The following is a 19016-nucleotide window of genomic DNA, read 5'->3' on the forward strand; positions in this document are numbered from 1 at the left end:
CGCGGCGCGGGACTTGCCCGCGCCGCGTCTTGGCGGCATTGTGGCCATAGTCCAGCGGAAAAGAACCCATGCGCCTGATCGATCCGTCCCATCCGTTCTATCGCCCGGCGTGGCGTCGTTACCTGCTGGTCGCGGCGCCTTTTGTCTGGGCGGGAATCGAGCAGAGCATGGGCAATGGCATCTGGGCACTGCTCTTTGCCGCGATCGGCGGCTACCTCGCCTGGAACCTGATCATCTCCTGGCGCGGCTGAGCGTTACAGGTCCACCGGATCTCCCGTCTCGCGTGAGCGTGTCGCGGCATCGGCGAGGATCTGCGCCTGCAACCCATCGTTGATGTCCGGTTCGGCGGGGGTGCCGTCGGCAACGGCCTCGATGAAGCGCGTCATCTCGGCCAGGTAGGCGGCCCGATACCGTTCAAGGAAGAAATGCTGAGCCGGGTCGCGGCGAAAGCCAGCCTCGGTGGCGATCTCGACGGTGGTTTCCAGTTGGTTTTCGGCGCGCAGCATCCCCTCCGCGCCATGAACTTCGACCCGTTGGTCATAGCCATAGGCGGCGCGCCGGGAATTCGAGATCTGGCAGATCCGGCCCGTCGCGGTGGTCAGGATCACTGCGGCCGTGTCCACGTCGCCGGCTGTGCCGATCGCCGGATCCACGAGTGCCGAGCCCACCGCATGCAGCCGCACGAAGTCCTCGCCCATCAGGAAGCGGGCCATGTCGAAATCATGGATCATCATGTCCCGGAACAATCCGCCCGAGCGTTCGATATAGGACACGGGCGGCGGCGACGGATCGCGCGACGTGATGGCGACCAGTTCCAGCGCGCCGATGTCGCCGGCCGCAATCCGCGCGCGCAGGGCGGCGAAGTTCGGATCGAACCGACGATTGAACCCGGTCATGAACGGAACGCCGGCGGCGCCAACCGCGTCCATGCAGCGGCGGATGTTGTCGACCGACATGTCGATGGGTTTCTCGCAGAAGATCGCCTTGCCATACCGCGCAGCGCCATGGATCAGGTCGAAATGCGTGTCTGTCGGGGTGCCGATCACCACGGCGTCGATATCGTCCGACCCCATGATCGCCGTTGCGTCGCGCACGGCGCCGCCAGTTGTGGCGGCGAGGGCTTCCGCGGCGGCGGGCATTGCGTCGGCCACCGCGACCACCTTCGCGCCGTCCAGCGCCTTAATGCTGAGCGCGTGGACCTGCCCGATCCGGCCGCAGCCCAGAAGTCCGATCCGTATCGTCATGTCACCCCTTCTCCGATGCGCCGAGCCCGCGGATGACGGCACGGGCCGCCTCGAACACGGGGTCATGGGTTTCCTTGAGGATCGCTACCCGGTCAAAGCGGTCCGGGTCCGCGTTGACGGCACGGCGCAGGGCATTCCCGAAGGCGAGGCGCAGCTCCGTGCCGACATTGAACTTGGCGATGCGAGATCCCGCCGCCAGCGCGGCGCGCTGCGCGAGCGGCACGCCCGACCCGCCGTGAATCACCAGCGGAACCTCGGTGACCGCCTCGATGGCGCGAATGCGTGCCTCGTCCAGCCCGCCTTCGTGATCGGTTTGCAGGTGCACGTTCCCCACGCTGATCGCCATGGCGTCCACGCCGCTGTCGCGGGCAAACACGGCCGCGTCCTCCGGGTCTGTCCCGGCCGACGCATCGCCGCCGGCATAGCCGACAAAGCCGATTTCACCCTCGCACGAGATCCCCGCCTCATGCGCGAGCGCCACCACTTGCGCGGTTTCCTCGATGTTCTGGGCCAGCGGCTTGCGTGAGCCGTCATACATCAGCGATGTGAACCCGCTGTCCAAGGCCTCGCGGCATTCGTCCAGCGTGTAGCCGTGATCCAGATGGACGACGACGGGGACATCGACGCTGTCAGCCAGATGGCAGAACATCTTGCCCAGAACGGGCAAGGGCGTGTGCGCGCGGCACGACGGGCCGGCCTGCAGGATCACGGGTGCGCGTTCGGCCTGCGCGGCCATGGCGTAGGCGCGCATATCCTCCCACCCCAGACAAACCAGCCCCGGCACGGCGTAGCCGCCTCGCATGGCAGGATTCAGAACCTCGGATAGCGTGGCCAAGGTCATTTGAACTTCGCCACCATGTCCATGATGCCGGGGATCGTGTGCAGCTGTTCGGCGTGCGTTGGCTGGAAATATTGTTTCAGGCTGCGCTGTCTTTGTCCGCCGAGGATCGTGAAGTAATACATCTCATAGCCGGGAAGCGCGCAGCAGGGGTGGTAGCCCTTGTCGATCAACACCGTCGATCCGTTGACGATGTGGTAGGCGTCGCCCGGTTCGTTGTCGACGCGTTGCAACATTTGCAACCCCGAGCCGTAGTCGGGCTTGAAGCGGAAATTGTAGCATTCGTCGTGGCGTGTCTCGATCAGGTCGCCCGCATCGTCGCGCCGGTCCGTGTCGTGCTTGTGGCTGGGAAAGCCCGACCAGCCGCCGGCGCCCACGGTGAACAGTTCGGACACCAGCAGGCGGCCCACGCGATCATGGTGGCTGGCGCCCAGAATGTGCTTGATCTTGCGGTGTGTCTTTGTGTCGTCCGACCCGTATTGAACAAGGTCGAGTTCATCCTTGCGCACGGCGAACGGCTTCAGCGTCTCGGCGAATTTGGCGCCGGCGATGAACACCTCGGTATTTGTCAGCGCGGTGATCCGCGCTGCGGTGTCCGTGGGGACGTAGACGCCTTCGGGTTCGCCATCCCAGACATCGGCGCCCCGGTTGCCGATCTCGGCAAAGGTCTGTCCCTCGGTTTCCACCGTGACCGTGCCGGTCGCGGGCACGACGCAGGTTTCGTAGCCGGGCACCCGATAGTCGTGATGCGCGCCTGCCTTCAGCTTGACGATGTTGAAATAGGTCAGCGGCACATGCGCGTCATCGATGTCGACGATCGGTGCGTTCTGGTTGTCGAAGGGGGGAATGTGCATGGTGCTGTCCTTGTCAGGCCGGGGCGTGGCCGGCGTGGTCACGGAGGAAGATGTCCAGTTCGTCGCGCGTGGGCATAGCCGGTGAGCAGCCCACACGCGCGACCACCATCGCGGCCGCGGCCGACCCCCGCAGCACGGCGTCGCGCACGGTAAGTCCCTCGGACAGCCCGGACACGAAGCCGCCCATGAAGCTGTCACCCGCGCCTGTCGGCTTGAGCGCCTCTGTTCGGTAGATGCCGGTGGTGATCTCGCCGTCGGGCGTGATGGTGATCGCGCCCTTCTCGCCCATCTTGTAGACGGCGATCTGCGCGCCCCGCGCGACAAGTTCGCGCGCCTTGTCCAGGCCTCGGTCGTAATCGCCCGCCATGAAGCCGAATTCGACATCGTTGCCGACGATCACGTCGCACAGCGCGCCGGCCTTCGAATAGACTTCGGCGGCGACCTCGGGCGAGGGCCAGGAATAGGGCCGGTAGTCGATGTCGAAGATCAGCGGCAATCCTGCCGCACGGGCCAGGTCGAAGCCGCGGAAGGCGGCGCTGCGAGACGGTTCGGATGCCAGCACCGTGCCGGTGGTGATCAGCGCGGAATAGGCGGAATAGTCCACCCCTTCGACGTCTGCCGCGGTCATCTCGAAATCGGCGGCGCCGTTGCGGTAGATGACCGATTGATGATCCTCGATCCGCGTCTCGACCACCGCAAGCGAGTTGCGTGCCTCGCCGCCAACCGAGCGGACATGCGCGCGGCCGACGCCGTATTTGTCCAACTCGTTCAGGGCAAATCGTCCGATGGCGTCGTCGGACACGCAGGTAACCAGATCGGCCTTGCCGCCGAGCTTGACAAGGGCGACGCCGATATTGGCCGACGATCCGCCAAGGCAGGCAAAAAAGCGGGTCGCGTCCTCGGTCCGGGTGCCGGGCGGATCCGGGTAGAAGTCCATCCCCGCTCGGCCGATGATGATGAAGTGTCCGCCCTTCAGGCGCGTCAGGTCGGCCATCAGACGCCCTGCCTCTGCTTGACGCGCTCGGCCTCAATCTCGGCGTGCTTTTCGCGGACCTTCTCGTTGTCGGATACCTGGGGCGTGCCGACCTCCCACCAGGCATGCCCTTCGGTTGTCCAGCCTTCGTAGGGATCGACCTGCATGCAGATCACGGTGGTCTTGTCAGAGGTTTTTGCCCGCTTGAACGCTTCAGCCAGTTCGCCGGGATGCGCGACGGTCACGGCATCGGCCCCCATCGACCGGGCGTGTGCCTCGAAGTCCACGGCGAAGGGCTCGGGGACGGTTGGACAATCCGCGATCAGGTTGTTGAAGCTTTCATTGCCGGTGTTGTTCTGAAGCTTGTTGATGACGGCAAAGCCGCCATTGTCCAGCACCAACATGATCAGTTTCTTCTGCGTCAGCACCGACGAATAGATGTCGGAATTCATCAGCAGGTAGCTGCCGTCGCCGACAAACACGATGGTGTCGCGCTCCGGTTCGACCTCGGACTGCGCGATGCGCGCGCCCCATCCGCCGGCGATCTCGTAACCCATGCAGGAAAAGCCGAACTCGACGTCCACGGTGCCGATATCCAGCGTGCGCCAGTTCGCCGTGACCTCGGCGGGCAAGCCGCCCGCCGCCGTGACGACACGGTCGCGCGGGTCGCACAATGCGTTCACGACGCCGATGGCCTGCGCGTAGGAATTGGGCCGGTTGCCATGTGCCACGTTGGCGGCGACATAAGCATCCCAGGTCTCGCGCTCGGTCTGCGCATACCGGGTCCAGTCTTGGGGCGCGCGATATCCGGCCAGCGCCCCGTTCAGCGCGTCGAGCCCGAGCTTCGCGTCGCCGACGACGGGCAGCGAGAGGTGCTTGTTCGCATCGTGCCGCCCGACATTCAGCCCGATCATCCGGGCCTCCCTGGCGAAGGCGGTCCAGGAACCGGTGGTGAAATCCTGCAAACGCGTTCCGACGGCCAGCACCACGTCGGCCCGCGCGGCCACGGCATTCGCGCTGTCCGAGCCGGTCACACCAACCGGGCCGATATTGAGCGGATGGGTTGCGAGCAAGTTGGCGCGGCCGGCGATGGTTTCGATGACCGGGATGCCATGGTCTTCGGCGAACCGGGTCAGTTCGGCAACCGCGCCGGAATACTGCACGCCACCTCCGGCGATGATCACGGGCCGTTCCGCAGCTTTCAGGGCCGCCGCCGCATCCGCGATCTCGGCGGCGTCCGGGGATTGCCGGCGGATACGGTGCACGCGCTTCTCGAAGAAAGCCGCCGGGTAGTCAAAGGCCCAGCCCTGCACATCCTGTGGCAACGCGAGGAATGCGGGGCCGCAATCTGCCGGGTCCAGCATCGTCGCCAGCGCCGCAGGCAGGGTCTGGATGACTTGCGCGGGATGGGTGATGCGGTCCCAATAGCGCGAGACCGCCTTGAACGCATCGTTCAGACCAAGAGCTGGGCTGTTGAAGTGCTCGAGTTGCTGCAACACCGGGTCGGGCAGGCGGGTCAGGAACGTGTCGCCGCACAGCATCAGCATGGGCAGGCGGTTGGCATGGGCCAGCGCTGCGGCGGTCAGCAGGTTCGCGGTTCCCGGTCCTGCGCTGGCGGTGCAGAACATGAACCGCCGGCGCAAGTGGTATTTCGCATAGGCTGCCGCGGCAAACCCCATGCTCTGCTCGTTTTGCCCGCGATACAGCGGCATCTCGTCCTGCACGGGATACAGCGCCTCGCCGAGGCAGGGGACGTTGCCGTGTCCGAAGATGCCAAAGCCGCCGCCGCAAATGCGCGTTTCGACGCCGCCAATCTCGATGAACTGGTTCATCAGGTATCGCACGATGGCTTGCGCCACCGTCAGCCGGATGGTGTTGCCGGTGCCGGTCATGGTTCCTCCCCGATCGCCTTCGCTGTGGCTTTGTCTTTGTCGCGGTTTCCAGATTGCCGGTTGCGACGGATCGAGTCTCAGGATACGAATTTTGCAACCGGTTGCAACGGGGTTTCAGGCTGGGAGGGTGCCTTGCGCGAAATCGGGATCGGCCTCATTGGAGGCGGCTACATGGGCAAGGCGCACGCGGTGGCGCTGTCAGCCGTGGGCGCGGTGTTCGGCACGGCGCTGCGGCCGCGTCTTGTCTCGATCGCGGCGTCCGGCCGGGCGTCGGCGGAGCGCTACCGTGCCGCTTACGGTTTTGCCAGGGCCGCAGACGACTGGCGTGGTGTGGTGGACGACCCGGAAGTCGAGGCGGTGGTGATCGCCGCACCCCAGGCCACGCACCGCGCCATCGCCGAGGCAGCGTTCGAGCTGGGCAAGCCGGTGTTCTGCGAAAAGCCGCTTGGCGCATCGATCGAGGATGCGCGCGCGATGGTCGCTGCCGCCGAGGCATCCGGCCTGCCCAACATGACCGGATTCAACTATGTCCGAACGCCCGCCACGCGGTTCGTGCGCGACCTGTTGGCGGAGGGTGCGATTGGGCACGTGACGTGGTTCCGGGGGGAGCATACCGAGGATTTTCTGTCCGACCCCGCGACTCCCGCGAACTGGCGCACCAGTGGACGGCCTAACGGCACGATGGGCGACCTGGCGCCGCACATGATCAACTGCGCGCTGGCGCTGGTGGGCGATATGACCGAGCTGTCGGCGCGGATCGAGACCCTGCACCCCACGCGACCCGGGCCGGGCGGGCCGGTTGCCGTCAACAATGACGATCACGGGCAGATGATGGTGCGGTTCGCGTCAGGTGCGATGGGGCACCTCTATTTCAGCCGCGCGGCGACAGGCCGCAAGATGGGCTATGCCTACGAGATTCACGGCACGCGCGGCGCGATCCGCTTCGATCAGGAAGATCAGAACTCTGTCTGGCTGTATCGCGCCGAGGGCCCCGAGGCGACCCGCGGCTTCACCCGTATTCTGACCGGCCCGGCGCATCCCGATTACGAGCCGTTCTGCCAGGGGCCGGGCCACGGCACCGGTTACCAGGATCAGATCATCATCGAGGCGCGCGATTTCCTGCGCGCCATCGAGACGGGCGAGCCCGTCTTCCCGACCTTTCGCGACGGGCTCGCCGTGGCCCGCGTGATCGAAACCGCCTTCGCCTCGGCCGAGGATGGTCGTTGGCATGCAATCCTGCAGGAGTGACCCGCACATGACAATCCGCATCGGCAACGCCCCCTGTTCGTGGGGGGTCGAATTCGCCAATGATCCACGCAACCCGGACTGGCGTTCGGTGCTGAAGCAATGCGCCGAGGCCGGTTACACCGGGATCGAGCTTGGCCCCGTGGGCTTCATGCCCGAGGATCCCGCGATCCTGTCCGAGGCGCTTGCCGAGCACCGGCTGGACCTGATCGGCGGTGTGGTGTTCCGCGCATTCCATGACCCGGCGCAATGGGACGATGTGCTGGACGGCGCGGTGCGCACCTGCAAGGCGCTGGTCGCGCACGGCGCGCAGCATCTTGTCTTGATCGACTCGATCTCGCCGCGCCGCGCGCCCACGGCGGGGCGACCCGACGACGCCGAGCAGATGAGCTCTGAAGAGTGGACCGCCTTTCGCGATCGCATCGCGCATGTCGCTCGCATGGGGGCCGAGGAATACGGCCTGACCGTGGGCATCCACGCCCACGCCGCGGGCTTCATGGACTTCGAGCCCGAGCTGGAGCGCCTGTTGGACGAGGTCGACGAGAGCATCCTCAAGATCTGCTTCGATACCGGCCACCATTCCTATGCCGGGTTTGACCCTGTGGCCTTCATGCGCCGCCATATCGGCCGGATTTCCTACATGCACTTCAAGGATATCGACCCGAAGGTGAAGGCTGACGTGATTGCCGGCGGCACGGGGTTCTACGACGCCTGCGGACGGGGGATCTTTTGCAATCTCGGCCAGGGGGACGTGGATTTCCCGGCCGTCCGGCAGATCCTGTTGGATGCGGGATTTGAGGGATGGTGCACGGTCGAGCAGGATTGCGACCCGACGCTGGACGTGTCGCCGATCGACGATGCCCGGGCGAACCGGGATTACCTGGCCTCGATCGGCTTCTGAGAAGGACCAAGGCAGATGACAAAGCTGAACTGGGGCATGATCGGTGGCGGCGAAGGCAGCCAGATTGGCCCGGCACATCGTCTCGGGGCGCAGGCGGACGGGAACTTTGCTTTTGTGGCAGGGGCTCTGGACGCCGACGCCGCCAAGGGGCGCGCCTACGCCGCGCGTCTGGGCATTTCACCCGACCGTGCCTATGGCGACTGGCGCGAGATGCTGGAGGGCGAGCGCAACCGCGCCGATCGCGTGGATCTGGTGACCGTGGCGACGCCCAATTCCACCCATTTCGAGATCACCAAGGCGTTCCTCGAGGCCGGCTTCAACGTGTTGTGCGAAAAGCCCATGACGATGACCGTCGAGGAGGGCGAGGAAATTGTGCGCGTGGCCCGCGCGAGCGGCAAGATCTGCGCGGTAAACTACTGCTATTCCGCCTATCCGATGGTGCGCGAGATGCGCCAGATGGTGCGCACCGGGCAGGTCGGGAAGGTGCGGCTGGTGGTCACCAATTTCAGCCATGGCCACCACGGCGATGCCACGGATGCCGACAACCCGCGGGTGCGTTGGCGCTACGATCCGGCGATGGCGGGCGTGTCCGGGCAGTTTGCCGACTGCGGCATCCATGCATTGCACATGGCAAGCTTCATCGTCGGCGACGAGGTCACGCGCGTCTCGGCCGATTTCGCCTCGACGATCGCCAGTCGCGTGCTGGAAGACGACGCGATGGTGAATTTCCGGATGGCGGGTGGCACGGTTGGGCGGCTTTGGACGTCCTCGGTGGCGATCGGCCGGCAGCACGGTTTCGACATCCAGGTCTTCGGTGAAACCGGGGGCATGCGCTGGGCGTCCGAGCAGCCCAATCAGGTCTTCTATACGCCGGTCGGAGGGCGCACCCAGATCATGGAAAAAGGCGAGGCGGGTCTGAGCGACGAGGCTGCGCGTCTGAGCCGGGTCGCCATCGCCCATCCCGAGGGCTTTCCGCTGGCGGTCGCCAATATCTACATCGACCTGGCTGCGGCGATCCGGGGCGAGGTCCGGGATGGTCTGCCCTCGGCGGAGGACGGTCTGCGGTCCATGGCAGCGGTCTACGCGGGGGTCGACTCGGCCAGGGCCGACGGGGCCTGGGTGGACGCGCGTCCGCCGATGTTCCGCTAGGCCCTCATCAGGCGGGGGGCGCGCGCAGCGTTCCCCGCTCGATCACCTTGCAGGAAAACAGCCGGGTTTCCGGGTGACGGGACGGCTTTTCGATCGTCGCGATGACCAGGTCGATCGACGCCTCGATTATCTCGGCCACGGGTTGATGGATGGTGGTCAGGTCGATCAGCTGCCACGCGGCCATTTCCATGTCGTTCAGTCCGATCAGGCCGATATCGCCTGGCACGCTCAGCCCTGCTTCCCGGATTGCGCTGAGCGCGCCGATCGACAACACGTCGTCGCCGCAGAAGTATGCCTCGGCCGGGTCCGATATCAGGCATTTGGTCATCTCGACCCGGCCCGCGTCAAAGGAATAGGCTGTCGCGTAGCTGAGTGTCGCGGTCACGTCGCGGTGCTTGCCGAGTGCGTCGAAGAAGCCAAGCGCGCGATCCTGTGTCGATGTCGCCGCCTCCGGCCCGCCGAGGAACGCAACCCTGCGGTAGCCGCGTGCGACCAGCGTTTCCGCCGCCATGCGCCCGCAGGCGATGTTGTCGATCCCCACGACATGGACCTGCGGCGCGCTGCGATACCGCCCGAAGGAGTGCACCACCGGCACGCCCGCGTCGCGGAATGCCTGCGCGAAGCTGGGCGGCAGGGTCGATGACGCCACGATCACGCCATCCACCGAATATTGCCGCAGCATCCGGACCGAGTTCGCCGGATCGGTTTCCTCGCTGAGATTGACCAGCAGCGGACGCAGGCCGCGTTCTTGCAGGCCGCGGGTGAACCGGTCGAACACTTCCAGGAAGAGCGGATTGTGGAAGTTGTTCGACACCAGCCCGATCAGCTTGGTTCGCCCCGTCGTCAGCGAAGACGCCAGCGCATTGGGGCTGTAGCCAAGTTCTGCGGCTGCCTTTTCGACCTTCGCGCGGGTCTTCTCGGAAACCGAGGCTCCAACCGTGAAGGTGCGGGACACCGCTGACCGGGACACACCGGCGCGTTCGGCAACGTCTTTCAATGTCACTGGCATGGTCAGCGGGTCTCCGGGCGTTAGTGCCGATGCGCGTTATACCTCGTTATCCGAGTGATCGCAGGATGTCATGGCGGCACCTTTTTGCAACCGGTTGCAATGAGGGGCGATTCGGGATTACCGTCATGGAACAGGCGGCGAGGCGAGAGATCTCGTCATGCCTTGAGACCGTCTTTGGGAGGACATCATGAACGGATTTTTCAGGACCGTTGCTACGACGGCCATCGCGGCCGCGGCGCTGATCGGCGCGACGACAGCGCATGCCGAGGGCGAGCGCTACGTGCTGGTCAGCCACGCACCGGACAGCGACAGCTGGTGGAACACGATCAAGAACGCACTGGCTCTGGCCGGCGAGCAGATGGATGTCGAGGTCGAATATCGCAACCCGCCCACCGGCGACCTGGCCGACATGGCTCGCATCATAGAGCAGGCCGCGGCCTCGGGTCCGCATGGCATCATCACTACGCTGGCCGATCCGAACGTGCTGTCCGGCCCGATCCGTGCCGCCGTGGATTCCGGCATCGACGTGATCATCATGAACTCGGGCACACCGGAGGCTGCCCGCGAAGTCGGCGCGCTGATGTATGTCGGCCAGCCTGAATACGATGCGGGCTTCGCCGCCGGTCAGCGCGCCGCGGACGACGGCGTGCAGTCGTTCCTGTGCGTGAACCACTACATCAGCTCGCCATCCTCGTCCGAGCGTTGCCAGGGTTTCGCCGACGGCCTGGGTGTCGAACTGGGCAGCCAGATGATCGATTCCGGCCAGGACCCGGCGGAAATCCAGAACCGCGTGATGGCCTACCTGAACGCCAATCCCGGCACCGACGCGGTGTTGACGCTGGGGCCGACCTCGGCCGATCCGACGATCCTCGCGCTCGAGCAGATGGGCCTTGCCGGCGACATCTACTTCGGCACCTTCGATCTGGGCGGCGACATCGTGCAGGCGATCCGCGACGGCATCATCCAGTGGGGCATCGACCAGCAGCCCTTCCTTCAGGCGTACCTGCCGGTGGTCGTGATGACGAACTACCACCGCTACGGCGTCCTGCCGGGCAACAACATCAACTCGGGGCCCGGCTTCGTCACCGCCGATGCGCTCGATCTCGTGTCGGAACTGGCGGGCGAATACCGCTGATCTGTTAAGTCCGGGGACGGGCGCCCGCTATGGTGCCCGTCCTCTTCGTCACAGAAACGAGGGTTGAGTCATGGCTGAGACCGGGCAGGGGGCAGTGGCTGCCCCGGTGAAAGACGAGCGTGTCAAGGAGACCTCGGCGCTGCGCAAGGCGCTGATCCGTCCCGAACTGGGCGCCATCGTCGGCACGATCGCCGTCTTCATTTTCTTCATTCTCTTCGCCGGCGACAGCGGCATGTTCAACGCGCAGGGCATCCTGAACTGGTCGACCGTGTCGGCGCAGTTCATGATCATTGCCGTCGGCGCGTGCATGCTGATGATCGCGGGCGAATTCGACCTGAGCGTCGGTTCGATGATCGGTTTCGCGGGCATGTCCATCGCGCTGATCGCGGTCACGCTGCAATGGCCCGTCTGGATCGCGATCCTGCTGACCTTCGCGCTCTGCGTCGCCATTGGGGCGCTCAACGGGTTCATCGTGGTGAAGACCGGGTTGCCCAGTTTCATCGTGACGCTGGCCTTCCTGTTCATCCTACGCGGCTTCACCATCTTCTTCCCGCAACTGATCGAACGGCAGACGATCATCGGCGGAATCTCGGACGCGGCCGAGGGAGATTGGCTGGCCCCGATGTTCGGCGGCAAGATTGCCGGCCCGTTCTTCGATTGGCTGGCGTCGATCGGCGTCATCGACGTGTTCGAACGCGGCACCCGGGCCGGTCAGCCGATCGTGGATGGTATTCCGATGCTGATCGTCTGGGCCCTGGTTCTGGTGGTTGTCGCGCACACCATTCTGACACGGACCCAGTTCGGCAACTGGATCTTTGCCGCCGGCGGCGACGCGCAGGCCGCGCGCTACGTCGGCGTGCCGGTGAACCGGGTTAAGATCCTGATGTTCATGTTCACCGCCTTTTGCGCCACCGTTTTCGCCACCTGCCAGGTGATCGAGTTCGGGTCCGCCGGGGCCGACCGAGGACTTCTGAAGGAATTCGAGGCGATCATCGCTGTGGTCATCGGGGGCGCGTTGCTGACGGGGGGCTATGGCTCGGTCGTGGGCGCGGCGCTCGGCGCACTGATTTTCGGCGTGGTGCAGCAGGGGCTGTTCTTCGCCGGCGTGGAATCCAGTCTGTTCCGGGTGTTCCTGGGGGTGATCCTGCTCTTCGCGGTGATCCTGAACACCTACATCCGGCGCATCATCACGGGAGAGCGGTGACATGGCCAGCTTTGACCACAACCCCATCGTCGAGATGAAGGGCATCGAAAAGCATTTCGGCCCGATCATCGCCCTGAATGGTGTCAGCTTCGATGTCCGGCCCGGCGAATGCCATTGTCTGCTGGGCGACAACGGCGCGGGCAAGTCGACCTTCATCAAGACCATGTCGGGCGTGCACAAGCCAACAAAGGGCGAGATCCTCTTCGAAGGCCGCCGGATGAACTTCGACAGCCCCCGCGACGCCATGGAAGCTGGCATCGCCACCGTTTACCAGGATCTCGCGATGATCCCGCTGATGAGCGTGACGCGCAACTTCTGGATGGGCCGCGAGCCGATCAAGAAGATCGGCCCGATGAAATTCATGGACTTCTCCACGGCCAACGCCGTGACGATGGAAGAGATGCGCAAGATGGGCATCAACCTGCGGTCGCCGGACCAGGCAGTGGGCACGCTGTCTGGCGGCGAGCGTCAGACGGTCGCCATCGCGCGCGCGGTTTATTTCGGAGCCAAGGTGCTGATCCTTGACGAGCCGACGTCCGCACTCGGGGTGCGGCAGACAGCGAACGTGCTGTCCACAATCGACCGAGTGCGCAAAACCGGCATCGGCGTCGTCTTCATCACCCATAACGTGCGCCACGCGCTGGCAGTGGGCGATCGGTTCACCGTGTTGAACCGGGGACGGACTCTTGGCACTGCGCAGCGCGGTCAGATCAGCCCTGAAGAGCTTCAGGACATGATGGCCGGCGGACAGGAGATGGTCGAACTGGAATCTTCGCTCGGGGGCACCGTCTGACATGGGCGATCTGTTGCGCCGCCCCGCCGTGACGCAAGGCCGTATCCACAATCTGGCGCCGGAAGGCGCAGGGTGGGGGTATGTCGGCTTCGACCTTTGGCGGCTAGCCCCCGGGCAGACCGCCGAAGGGCTGCTGGACGACCGCGAGGCGATACTTGTGCTGGTCGAGGGCAAGGCCCGTGTCAACGCCGCTGAAACCGATTTCGGCGAGATGGGCGACCGGCTGGACGTGTTCCAGCGCACCCCGCCTCACTGCCTGTATGTGCCCCCCGGCGCGCCTTGGGCTGCCGCTGCAACCACCGCCTGCACGGTGGCGGTGTGCAGCGCGCCGTCGCCGGGCGGCCGGCCGGCGCAGCGGCTCGGGCCCGATGGCATCCAGTTGGAGCCGCGCGGCCAGGGCACCAACACCCGCTACATCAACAACATCGCGATGGAGGGCCGCGACGTGGCCGACAGCCTGCTGGTGACCGAGGTTTTCACGCCGGCCGGGCATTGGTCGTCCTACCCGCCGCACCGCCACGACGAGGACGACTTTCCCCGCATCACGTATCTCGAGGAAACCTATTACCACAGACTGAACCCCGCCGATGCCTTCGGCATCCAGCGGGTCTTCACCGAGGATGGCAGCCTCGACGAGACGATGGCCGTGTCCGATCACGACCTTGTGCTGGTGCCCAAAGGCCACCATCCCTGCGGCGCGCCTTACGGGGTCGAGATGTATTATCTCAACGTGATGGCCGGGCCACGCCGAAACTGGCGGTTCGAGGCGCATCCCGCGTTCGAGCACCTCGTGATCTGATGATCGCGCGACAGGCGCCGGCTCCACGGGACGGTGCTTTTCCGCAGGTCGCATGGCTGGAACGTAAGCATCCGGCGTAGGCCGCGCTCAGGCGGCTTGGCGGAGCTTTGAGGGTTGCCAATTCCAGGGTAGGAGATCCGGCACCCTGGAGGCCGTCGTGCTGGGCAGCCTCTTGAGGACATCAGCCAGCCAGGCCTGCGGGTCGATGTCGTTTAGTTTCGCGGTGACGATCAGGGAATACATGAAGGCGGCACGATCGCCGCCGCGCTCCGACCCGGCGAAGAGCCACGATTTCCTGCCAAGGGCGACGCCGCGAAGCGCGCGTTCGGCCGCGTTGTTCGTGAGGCAGACCCGGCCATCTTCGATGAAGAGCGTGAAGGCGCCTTCTTGAACATGTAGGTGATCGCCTTGGCGACAGGGTTGTGCCTCGACATCGTGTCCTGCTCGACGTGCATCCAGTTGCGCAAGTCCTCGACCAGCGGACGGGCAGCCGCTTCCGCGCTTCGAGCCGTGACGCCGCGTCCAGCCCGTTGATCTGACGCTCGATGTCGAAGATAGCGTCGATCTTCGACACCGCCTCCAGCGCCACGGGGGAGATGTCATGGGCGGGCTTGCCCTTCCGGGCATTGCCCTTGATGTCAGCAAACTCGAAGAACTTGCGCCGGGCATGGCTCCAGCAGAGCGCGCTCTTGACCGGACCGGGATCGCGGTCCCTGCGATAGAGGTTGTTGTATCCGTCGTAGGCATCGGCCTCGAGGATGCCCTGCCACCCCGCGAGATGCCGGTTGGGGTGGGCCATCTCCCGGTCGCGCGCGAAGTAGAACAGTGCCGCTGGCGGCGCACCACCGGCGAAGGGGCGGTCGTCCCGGACATAGGTCCAGAGCCGTGCCGTGCGTGTCCCACCCTTCGCCAGGAGCGGCACCGTCGTGTCATCGCCGTGCAAACGCTCCGCCCCAAGGAGATGGGTCCGGATCAACGCGTGGATCGGCACGAGCGCGGCGGCACAGGCCCCGACCTGATCCGACAGGATCGACAGGCTGAGATCGACACCTTCCTTGGCGTAGCGCTCAGCCTGCCTGTTCAGGGGTTTGTGCTGACCGAACTTCTCGAACAAAACCATCGCCAGCAGGTTCGGACCAGCCCAGCCTCGGGGCGTGGGGTTGAACGGCGCTGGCGGCTGGCTGATCTTCTCGCACTGCCTGCAGGTGAACTTCTCGCGGACGGTCTGGATCACCATCCACTGCCGCGGAACCACCTCGAGCGTCTCGGTGACGTCCTCGCCCATCTTCACAATGCGGTCCGACCGGCAGCACGAGCAGGTGGTCGGGGCTTCGACCACGATCCGTTCGCGGGGCAGATGATCGGGGAACGGCTTGCGTGCCGGACGGCGGCGTTCGAAGCTTGCGACTGTCGTGGTCTTTGCCGCCTTCTCGGCGGCGATCTCATTCTCCGTCGCGGTAGCCTCGAGTTCTTCGAGCTGCAGCTCCATCTGGTCGATCAGGCGCGCACGGCGCTCGGAGCTGCGGCCATACTGTTCACGTCGAAGCTTGGCGATCTCGAGCCGGAGGTGCTTGATCATCGCCTCGGATGTCGAGACCACCGCCCGCGCCTGTGCCAGTTCGCTCTCGGCGGCTTCGGCACGGGCCTCCGAGGCTGCAAGCGCGGCGCGCAATCTGGCGATCTCTGAGGCAGCATCTGACATGGCCAGGACCTACCACACGAGCACCAAAAAGCCCATGAAAATAAGGTATTAGAGCCTGATTTATCCCGCCTTTGCAGGGCGTTGCGTCCAGCGCGGATTGCGCCAGTCGATCCCTTCCAGAAGGTACCCGTGCTGGGCGTCCGAGATTTGCACGGCCTCGCCGCTTACGCTGGTCGGCCAGATGAACTTCCCTGCCTCGAGCCGCTTGGGATAGAGTGACATGCCCACGCCATCATGCCAGAGCAGCTTGACCAGGCCGCCCCTGCGTCCGCGAAAACAGAAAATTTTGCCGGCATGTGGATCGCGCCCAAGCCCCTGCTGAACCTGCAGGGCGAGCGTGTTCATCCCACGCCGCATATCCGTCACGCCACCGGCGATCCAGACCTTCACCCCTGGCGGAAACGCGATCACGGCCCGTCCACCGCGGCCAGGATCCGGGCAAGCGCTTCGGTATCCACGTCCGACGGCACGATGAGCCGACGCCCATTCGGCAGGGCGATCTCAATCTGACACTCCGAAGGCCGACAGGGATCGCTGCGACCTGCCTGCGACCGTGGAGCGTCCGTCATCACGCTCACCGGCGCGAACGATCCCGCGCAAGAAGACCCAAGCTCACCGTTGCGATACTGACGTCGCCACGTGGTCAGAAGCGACCGGCAAATGCCATGCCGCCGCGCCGTGGCTGCGCCCTGGCGGTGGCCGACAAAGCTCTCCTCCAAGATGCGCAATTTGTCTTCATCGGTCCAGAACCGGCGGCGATTGCCATCGGCAACGGACAGAACTTCGATCTGAGGGCGGCATATAAAGTCGGACATAAAGGCGGACTTACCACTGGATCCTTGTCGCCATCAGGCGGCCCCCGGCGGATGATTACCGTCCAGGTCCCGACGCCGACGTAGTTGTCGTAGTTCGTGTAGGCCTTGAAGCGCGTAGCCGGGGCTGGTCGACGATGCCGGTGGCGTCGTCGACGCTGAGCCAGTGAAATAAGGTGCTGCCATCGGCCGAGACCGCGCAGTGCACAAATGTGCCCATGTCCGAAAAGGACTTTCCGCTGACGATCGTGCAGGATCCCAGCGAGGCGACACTACGCCAGCGCTCTTTGACAATGTGAATTTGGAAGGATTGGACGGGCGCAATGGCCCGTTGAGGCATACTTTGCTTTCGGTTCCTCTCGGCCGACCTTTCCTGGGAGCCCGCTCGCTCAGACCACCTCCGCTGTCAGATCCTGCGCCCGGATCATCGTGAAATCATCCAGCGGGAACAGTTCATCGCTCTGATCTGCGTCGGTCATGTGAACGGTGAAGGACCCGTCCACATCCGCAGCGCCGGTCAGATCCAGACGCGCCTTGAGGAACATCCAGCCGGGGTGTGAGGGATGCTCCTCGACCCAGACATCCAACCATTCGGGGCTGTGGAACCCGATACGATCGGCAGGCGCGGTGCCGTCCGGCGTGACGTCGACGAAGAGCTCCCACATCGGATCCGCGAAGACCGTGTTGAACAGCAGCCAAACCTTCGGAACGGCATAGGTCTCGACTTTGCAGCGCATGCGGATGATCTGGGGCCCGGGATGCAGCGCTTCCCAGTTCAGCAGCTCGACGTTGGCCCGGCCGGTGCCGGAATTCGTGCGCCACTCGCAGGCGGTGGAGGGGCCGTCGAAGCCCTGCTTTTGGGACCAGAGCGCGCAGTTTTCCTTGGCGGTGCCGGAGGTCGAACCGTCGATCCAGCGCGACCAGAGAACGGTGCCGGTCGGATCGTCGAAGGGATCGGCCCATGGTCCTGCGCTTGCGGCGCCCGTCTGGCGCGCCGCATGATGGTGACCACGCAGGATCAGCCTCATGTGACATCTCCGATCGAGCCGACGACAAGCCAGGTATCGGCGGCGTATTTGCGCAGCACCGCGCCCTGCCATTGGGCGGCGATGTCGGCGGACCCGGCCGTGACGCCGTTCAGCGTGACGCCCGCCGACGCAGTGATGCTGATCGGCCCGGCCCCAAGGGCGATCACTTCGATCTCGCTACCGATCGGAAAGGCCACTGTCGCCTCGGCCGGGACGGTCAAGGTTGCGGCGCTGGCGCTCGTCATGTGCACCGAGGCGCCTTCGTCCGCGAGCGCGAGCGTGTAGGCGCCTGCTTGCGCGTTGATCACCCGTCGCGCAAGCACGGCCGGCCCAGCGCCGAGTGTGCCCTGCGCGGTCAGGTCTCCAGCCTCGGTCATCAGGTCCCAGGACCCAGACCAGGACGCGCCGATGCCCGGTTCGGTGGACGCGTCAGCCGTGTGCGCCGCGGTACAGATATAAGTTGCGCCGCCGTTCCCAACGACATCGTTCAGCGCGTAGGCTGTCGCGTCCGCCCACGCCCCACGCCACACAAAGCTCACACCGTCTACCCCATCGGTGCCATCCGTCCCAGCCACCCCGGGCGGTCCCTGCGGACCAGTGGCGCCGTCGGCCCCGTCCGCGCCCGCGGGCCCAGTGGTGCCCGTATCGCCTTTTGCCGCAAGAAGGTCCCAGACGGTCGTCCAAGAAGCGCCCACGCCCGGCTCTGAGGCCGTGTCGGCGGTGTGGTCCGCCGTACAGAGCCAGGAGCCGCCGTCATGCGCAACAGCGTCGCCGGCCGTGTAGCCGGTAGCGCTCGCCCATGCCCCTTGCCACGTGAGCCCGGGCGGCCCCCGAAACGGCCCGGTGTTCTGCCAGGCGGCGCCGTCCCAGACATGCAGATCGCCGGCGATCACATAGGCGTCGCCATGTGACCCCGCCCCCGGCAAATCGCCGGCGCTCGCGAGCGTACCGAGAATGCTGAGCGAGGTGCCGTCTGTGCCATCTGCACCATCGGCGCCGATCAGCGAGGCCAGGAAATCTGCCTCAGACCCGGTGTTGCCAGCGTCGAGCCAGATCTCGTAGGCGCTGGCGCCATCGGCGCCGACGACACCGGAGAGATCGACCCAGGCTGCGCTGTCCCAGGAGACGAGCTTCGTCTCGTCGCTGACCCAGGCGATCCAGCCCGGGGCTGGGATCAACCGCATCCAGGCTCCGTCCACGAAATACGCCACACTCGCGTCCCAGCCGGCCCAGTCGCCCGTGGCAGTTGCAGCAACGACGTAGCGATCCCCCTCAGCGGGGCTCGCGGGCGGCGCCGTCAGATCCCGATCGAGCACGGAGAGCTGCACGATCCCGTCGAGCATGCGCAGCGCTTCGTTGTGGGTGACGTGTTTCTGCGCCTGCGCAGCCAGGAGATAGGGCAACTGCAGGTGAACGGAGGTGTCCGACATGGCATGGC

General features: G+C 65.4%; 18 protein-coding genes and 1 pseudogene. 8 read left to right on the forward strand and 11 right to left on the reverse strand.

The window, feature by feature from the left end:
• Nucleotides 1-68: 68 nt before the first annotated feature.
• Nucleotides 69-251 (forward strand): hypothetical protein, encoded by a 183-nt coding sequence (locus J1C49_RS08785; protein WP_227445449.1) that lies wholly within the window; start codon nucleotides 69-71, stop codon nucleotides 249-251.
• A gap of 3 nt (nucleotides 252-254) precedes the next feature.
• On the opposite strand, the gene iolG is transcribed toward J1C49_RS08785, so the two are convergent.
• From iolG to iolD, 5 genes are read right to left on the reverse strand one after another with little or no spacing between them, the layout of a single operon-like run.
• Nucleotides 255-1244: an inositol 2-dehydrogenase gene (gene iolG / locus J1C49_RS08790; protein WP_227445450.1), complete on the reverse strand. Its 990-nt coding sequence runs from the start codon at nucleotides 1242-1244 to the stop codon at nucleotides 255-257.
• Nucleotide 1245: 1 nt separating this feature from the next.
• The gene (locus J1C49_RS08795) at nucleotides 1246-2085 is read right to left on the reverse strand and encodes a class II fructose-bisphosphate aldolase (RefSeq protein ID WP_227445451.1); all 840 of its coding nucleotides are present in this window, start codon (nucleotides 2083-2085) and stop codon (nucleotides 1246-1248) included.
• Nucleotides 2082-2936, reverse strand: coding sequence for a 5-deoxy-glucuronate isomerase (locus J1C49_RS08800; protein ID WP_227445452.1), 855 nt, complete (start codon nucleotides 2934-2936; stop codon nucleotides 2082-2084). Before J1C49_RS08800 ends, J1C49_RS08795 begins: the two co-directional genes overlap by 4 nt.
• Nucleotides 2937-2949: 13 nt before the next feature.
• Complete coding sequence (gene iolC / locus J1C49_RS08805) at nucleotides 2950-3930, reverse strand: 5-dehydro-2-deoxygluconokinase (RefSeq protein ID WP_227445453.1); 981 nt, start codon at nucleotides 3928-3930, stop codon at nucleotides 2950-2952.
• A complete protein-coding gene (iolD, locus tag J1C49_RS08810) occupies nucleotides 3930-5801 on the reverse strand; it encodes a 3D-(3,5/4)-trihydroxycyclohexane-1,2-dione acylhydrolase (decyclizing) (protein ID WP_227445454.1) in 1872 nt (623 codons plus the stop codon). The genes iolC and iolD overlap by 1 nt, the downstream gene beginning before the upstream one ends.
• A gap of 132 nt (nucleotides 5802-5933) precedes the next feature.
• Between iolD and J1C49_RS08815 the strand changes: the two genes are divergently transcribed.
• The 3 genes from J1C49_RS08815 to J1C49_RS08825 are packed head-to-tail and all read left to right on the forward strand — an operon-like array spanning nucleotide 5934 to nucleotide 9096.
• A complete protein-coding gene (locus tag J1C49_RS08815) occupies nucleotides 5934-7049 on the forward strand; it encodes a Gfo/Idh/MocA family protein (RefSeq protein ID WP_227445455.1) in 1116 nt (371 codons plus the stop codon).
• A gap of 7 nt (nucleotides 7050-7056) precedes the next feature.
• Nucleotides 7057-7947 carry a TIM barrel protein gene (locus tag J1C49_RS08820; protein WP_227445456.1) on the forward strand — a complete coding sequence of 297 codons (891 nt, stop codon included), beginning with the start codon at nucleotides 7057-7059 and terminating at the stop codon, nucleotides 7945-7947.
• Nucleotides 7948-7962: 15 nt separating this feature from the next.
• Nucleotides 7963-9096 carry a Gfo/Idh/MocA family protein gene (locus J1C49_RS08825; protein ID WP_227445457.1) on the forward strand — a complete coding sequence of 378 codons (1134 nt, stop codon included), beginning with the start codon at nucleotides 7963-7965 and terminating at the stop codon, nucleotides 9094-9096.
• A 7-nt stretch (nucleotides 9097-9103) separates the two neighbouring features.
• Here the strand turns inward: J1C49_RS08825 and J1C49_RS08830 are convergent, their stop codons facing one another.
• Nucleotides 9104-10105, reverse strand: coding sequence for a LacI family DNA-binding transcriptional regulator (locus J1C49_RS08830; protein ID WP_227445458.1), 1002 nt, complete (start codon nucleotides 10103-10105; stop codon nucleotides 9104-9106).
• A 187-nt stretch (nucleotides 10106-10292) separates the two neighbouring features.
• Here J1C49_RS08830 and J1C49_RS08835 point away from each other — a divergent pair, with 187 nt between their 5' ends.
• The 4 genes from J1C49_RS08835 (at nucleotide 10293) to iolB (ending at nucleotide 14036) form a co-directional block, all read left to right on the forward strand.
• Nucleotides 10293-11240, forward strand: a complete 948-nt coding sequence (locus J1C49_RS08835; RefSeq protein WP_227445459.1) for a sugar ABC transporter substrate-binding protein — start codon at nucleotides 10293-10295, stop codon at nucleotides 11238-11240.
• A gap of 70 nt (nucleotides 11241-11310) precedes the next feature.
• Complete coding sequence (locus J1C49_RS08840; RefSeq protein WP_227445460.1) at nucleotides 11311-12444, forward strand: ABC transporter permease; 1134 nt, start codon at nucleotides 11311-11313, stop codon at nucleotides 12442-12444.
• Between the two features lies 1 nt (nucleotide 12445).
• Nucleotides 12446-13237: an ATP-binding cassette domain-containing protein gene (locus J1C49_RS08845; RefSeq protein WP_227445461.1), complete on the forward strand. Its 792-nt coding sequence runs from the start codon at nucleotides 12446-12448 to the stop codon at nucleotides 13235-13237.
• A 1-nt stretch (nucleotide 13238) separates the two neighbouring features.
• Nucleotides 13239-14036, forward strand: coding sequence for a 5-deoxy-glucuronate isomerase (gene iolB / locus J1C49_RS08850; protein WP_227445462.1), 798 nt, complete (start codon nucleotides 13239-13241; stop codon nucleotides 14034-14036).
• A gap of 87 nt (nucleotides 14037-14123) precedes the next feature.
• Here the strand turns inward: iolB and J1C49_RS08855 are convergent.
• The 5 genes and pseudogenes from J1C49_RS08855 to J1C49_RS08875 form a co-directional block, all read right to left on the reverse strand.
• Nucleotides 14124-15738: pseudogene (locus J1C49_RS08855) on the reverse strand (IS66 family transposase).
• 60 nt (nucleotides 15739-15798) lie between these two features.
• Nucleotides 15799-16149 carry an IS66 family insertion sequence element accessory protein TnpB gene (gene tnpB / locus J1C49_RS08860; RefSeq protein WP_227445463.1) on the reverse strand — a complete coding sequence of 117 codons (351 nt, stop codon included), beginning with the start codon at nucleotides 16147-16149 and terminating at the stop codon, nucleotides 15799-15801.
• Complete coding sequence (locus J1C49_RS08865) at nucleotides 16146-16553, reverse strand: transposase (RefSeq protein WP_227445464.1); 408 nt, start codon at nucleotides 16551-16553, stop codon at nucleotides 16146-16148. Before J1C49_RS08865 ends, tnpB begins: the two co-directional genes overlap by 4 nt.
• A gap of 386 nt (nucleotides 16554-16939) precedes the next feature.
• Nucleotides 16940-17578 (reverse strand): hypothetical protein, encoded by a 639-nt coding sequence (locus J1C49_RS08870; protein WP_227445465.1) that lies wholly within the window; start codon nucleotides 17576-17578, stop codon nucleotides 16940-16942.
• Nucleotides 17575-19008 (reverse strand): DUF2793 domain-containing protein, encoded by a 1434-nt coding sequence (locus J1C49_RS08875; protein WP_227445466.1) that lies wholly within the window; start codon nucleotides 19006-19008, stop codon nucleotides 17575-17577. The genes J1C49_RS08870 and J1C49_RS08875 overlap by 4 nt, the downstream gene beginning before the upstream one ends.
• Between the last annotated feature and the right edge of the window lie 8 nt (nucleotides 19009-19016).

This window comes from Cognatishimia sp. F0-27 (assembly GCF_020667845.1).
Classification (GTDB): Bacteria; Pseudomonadota; Alphaproteobacteria; order Rhodobacterales; family Rhodobacteraceae; genus JAFMPQ01.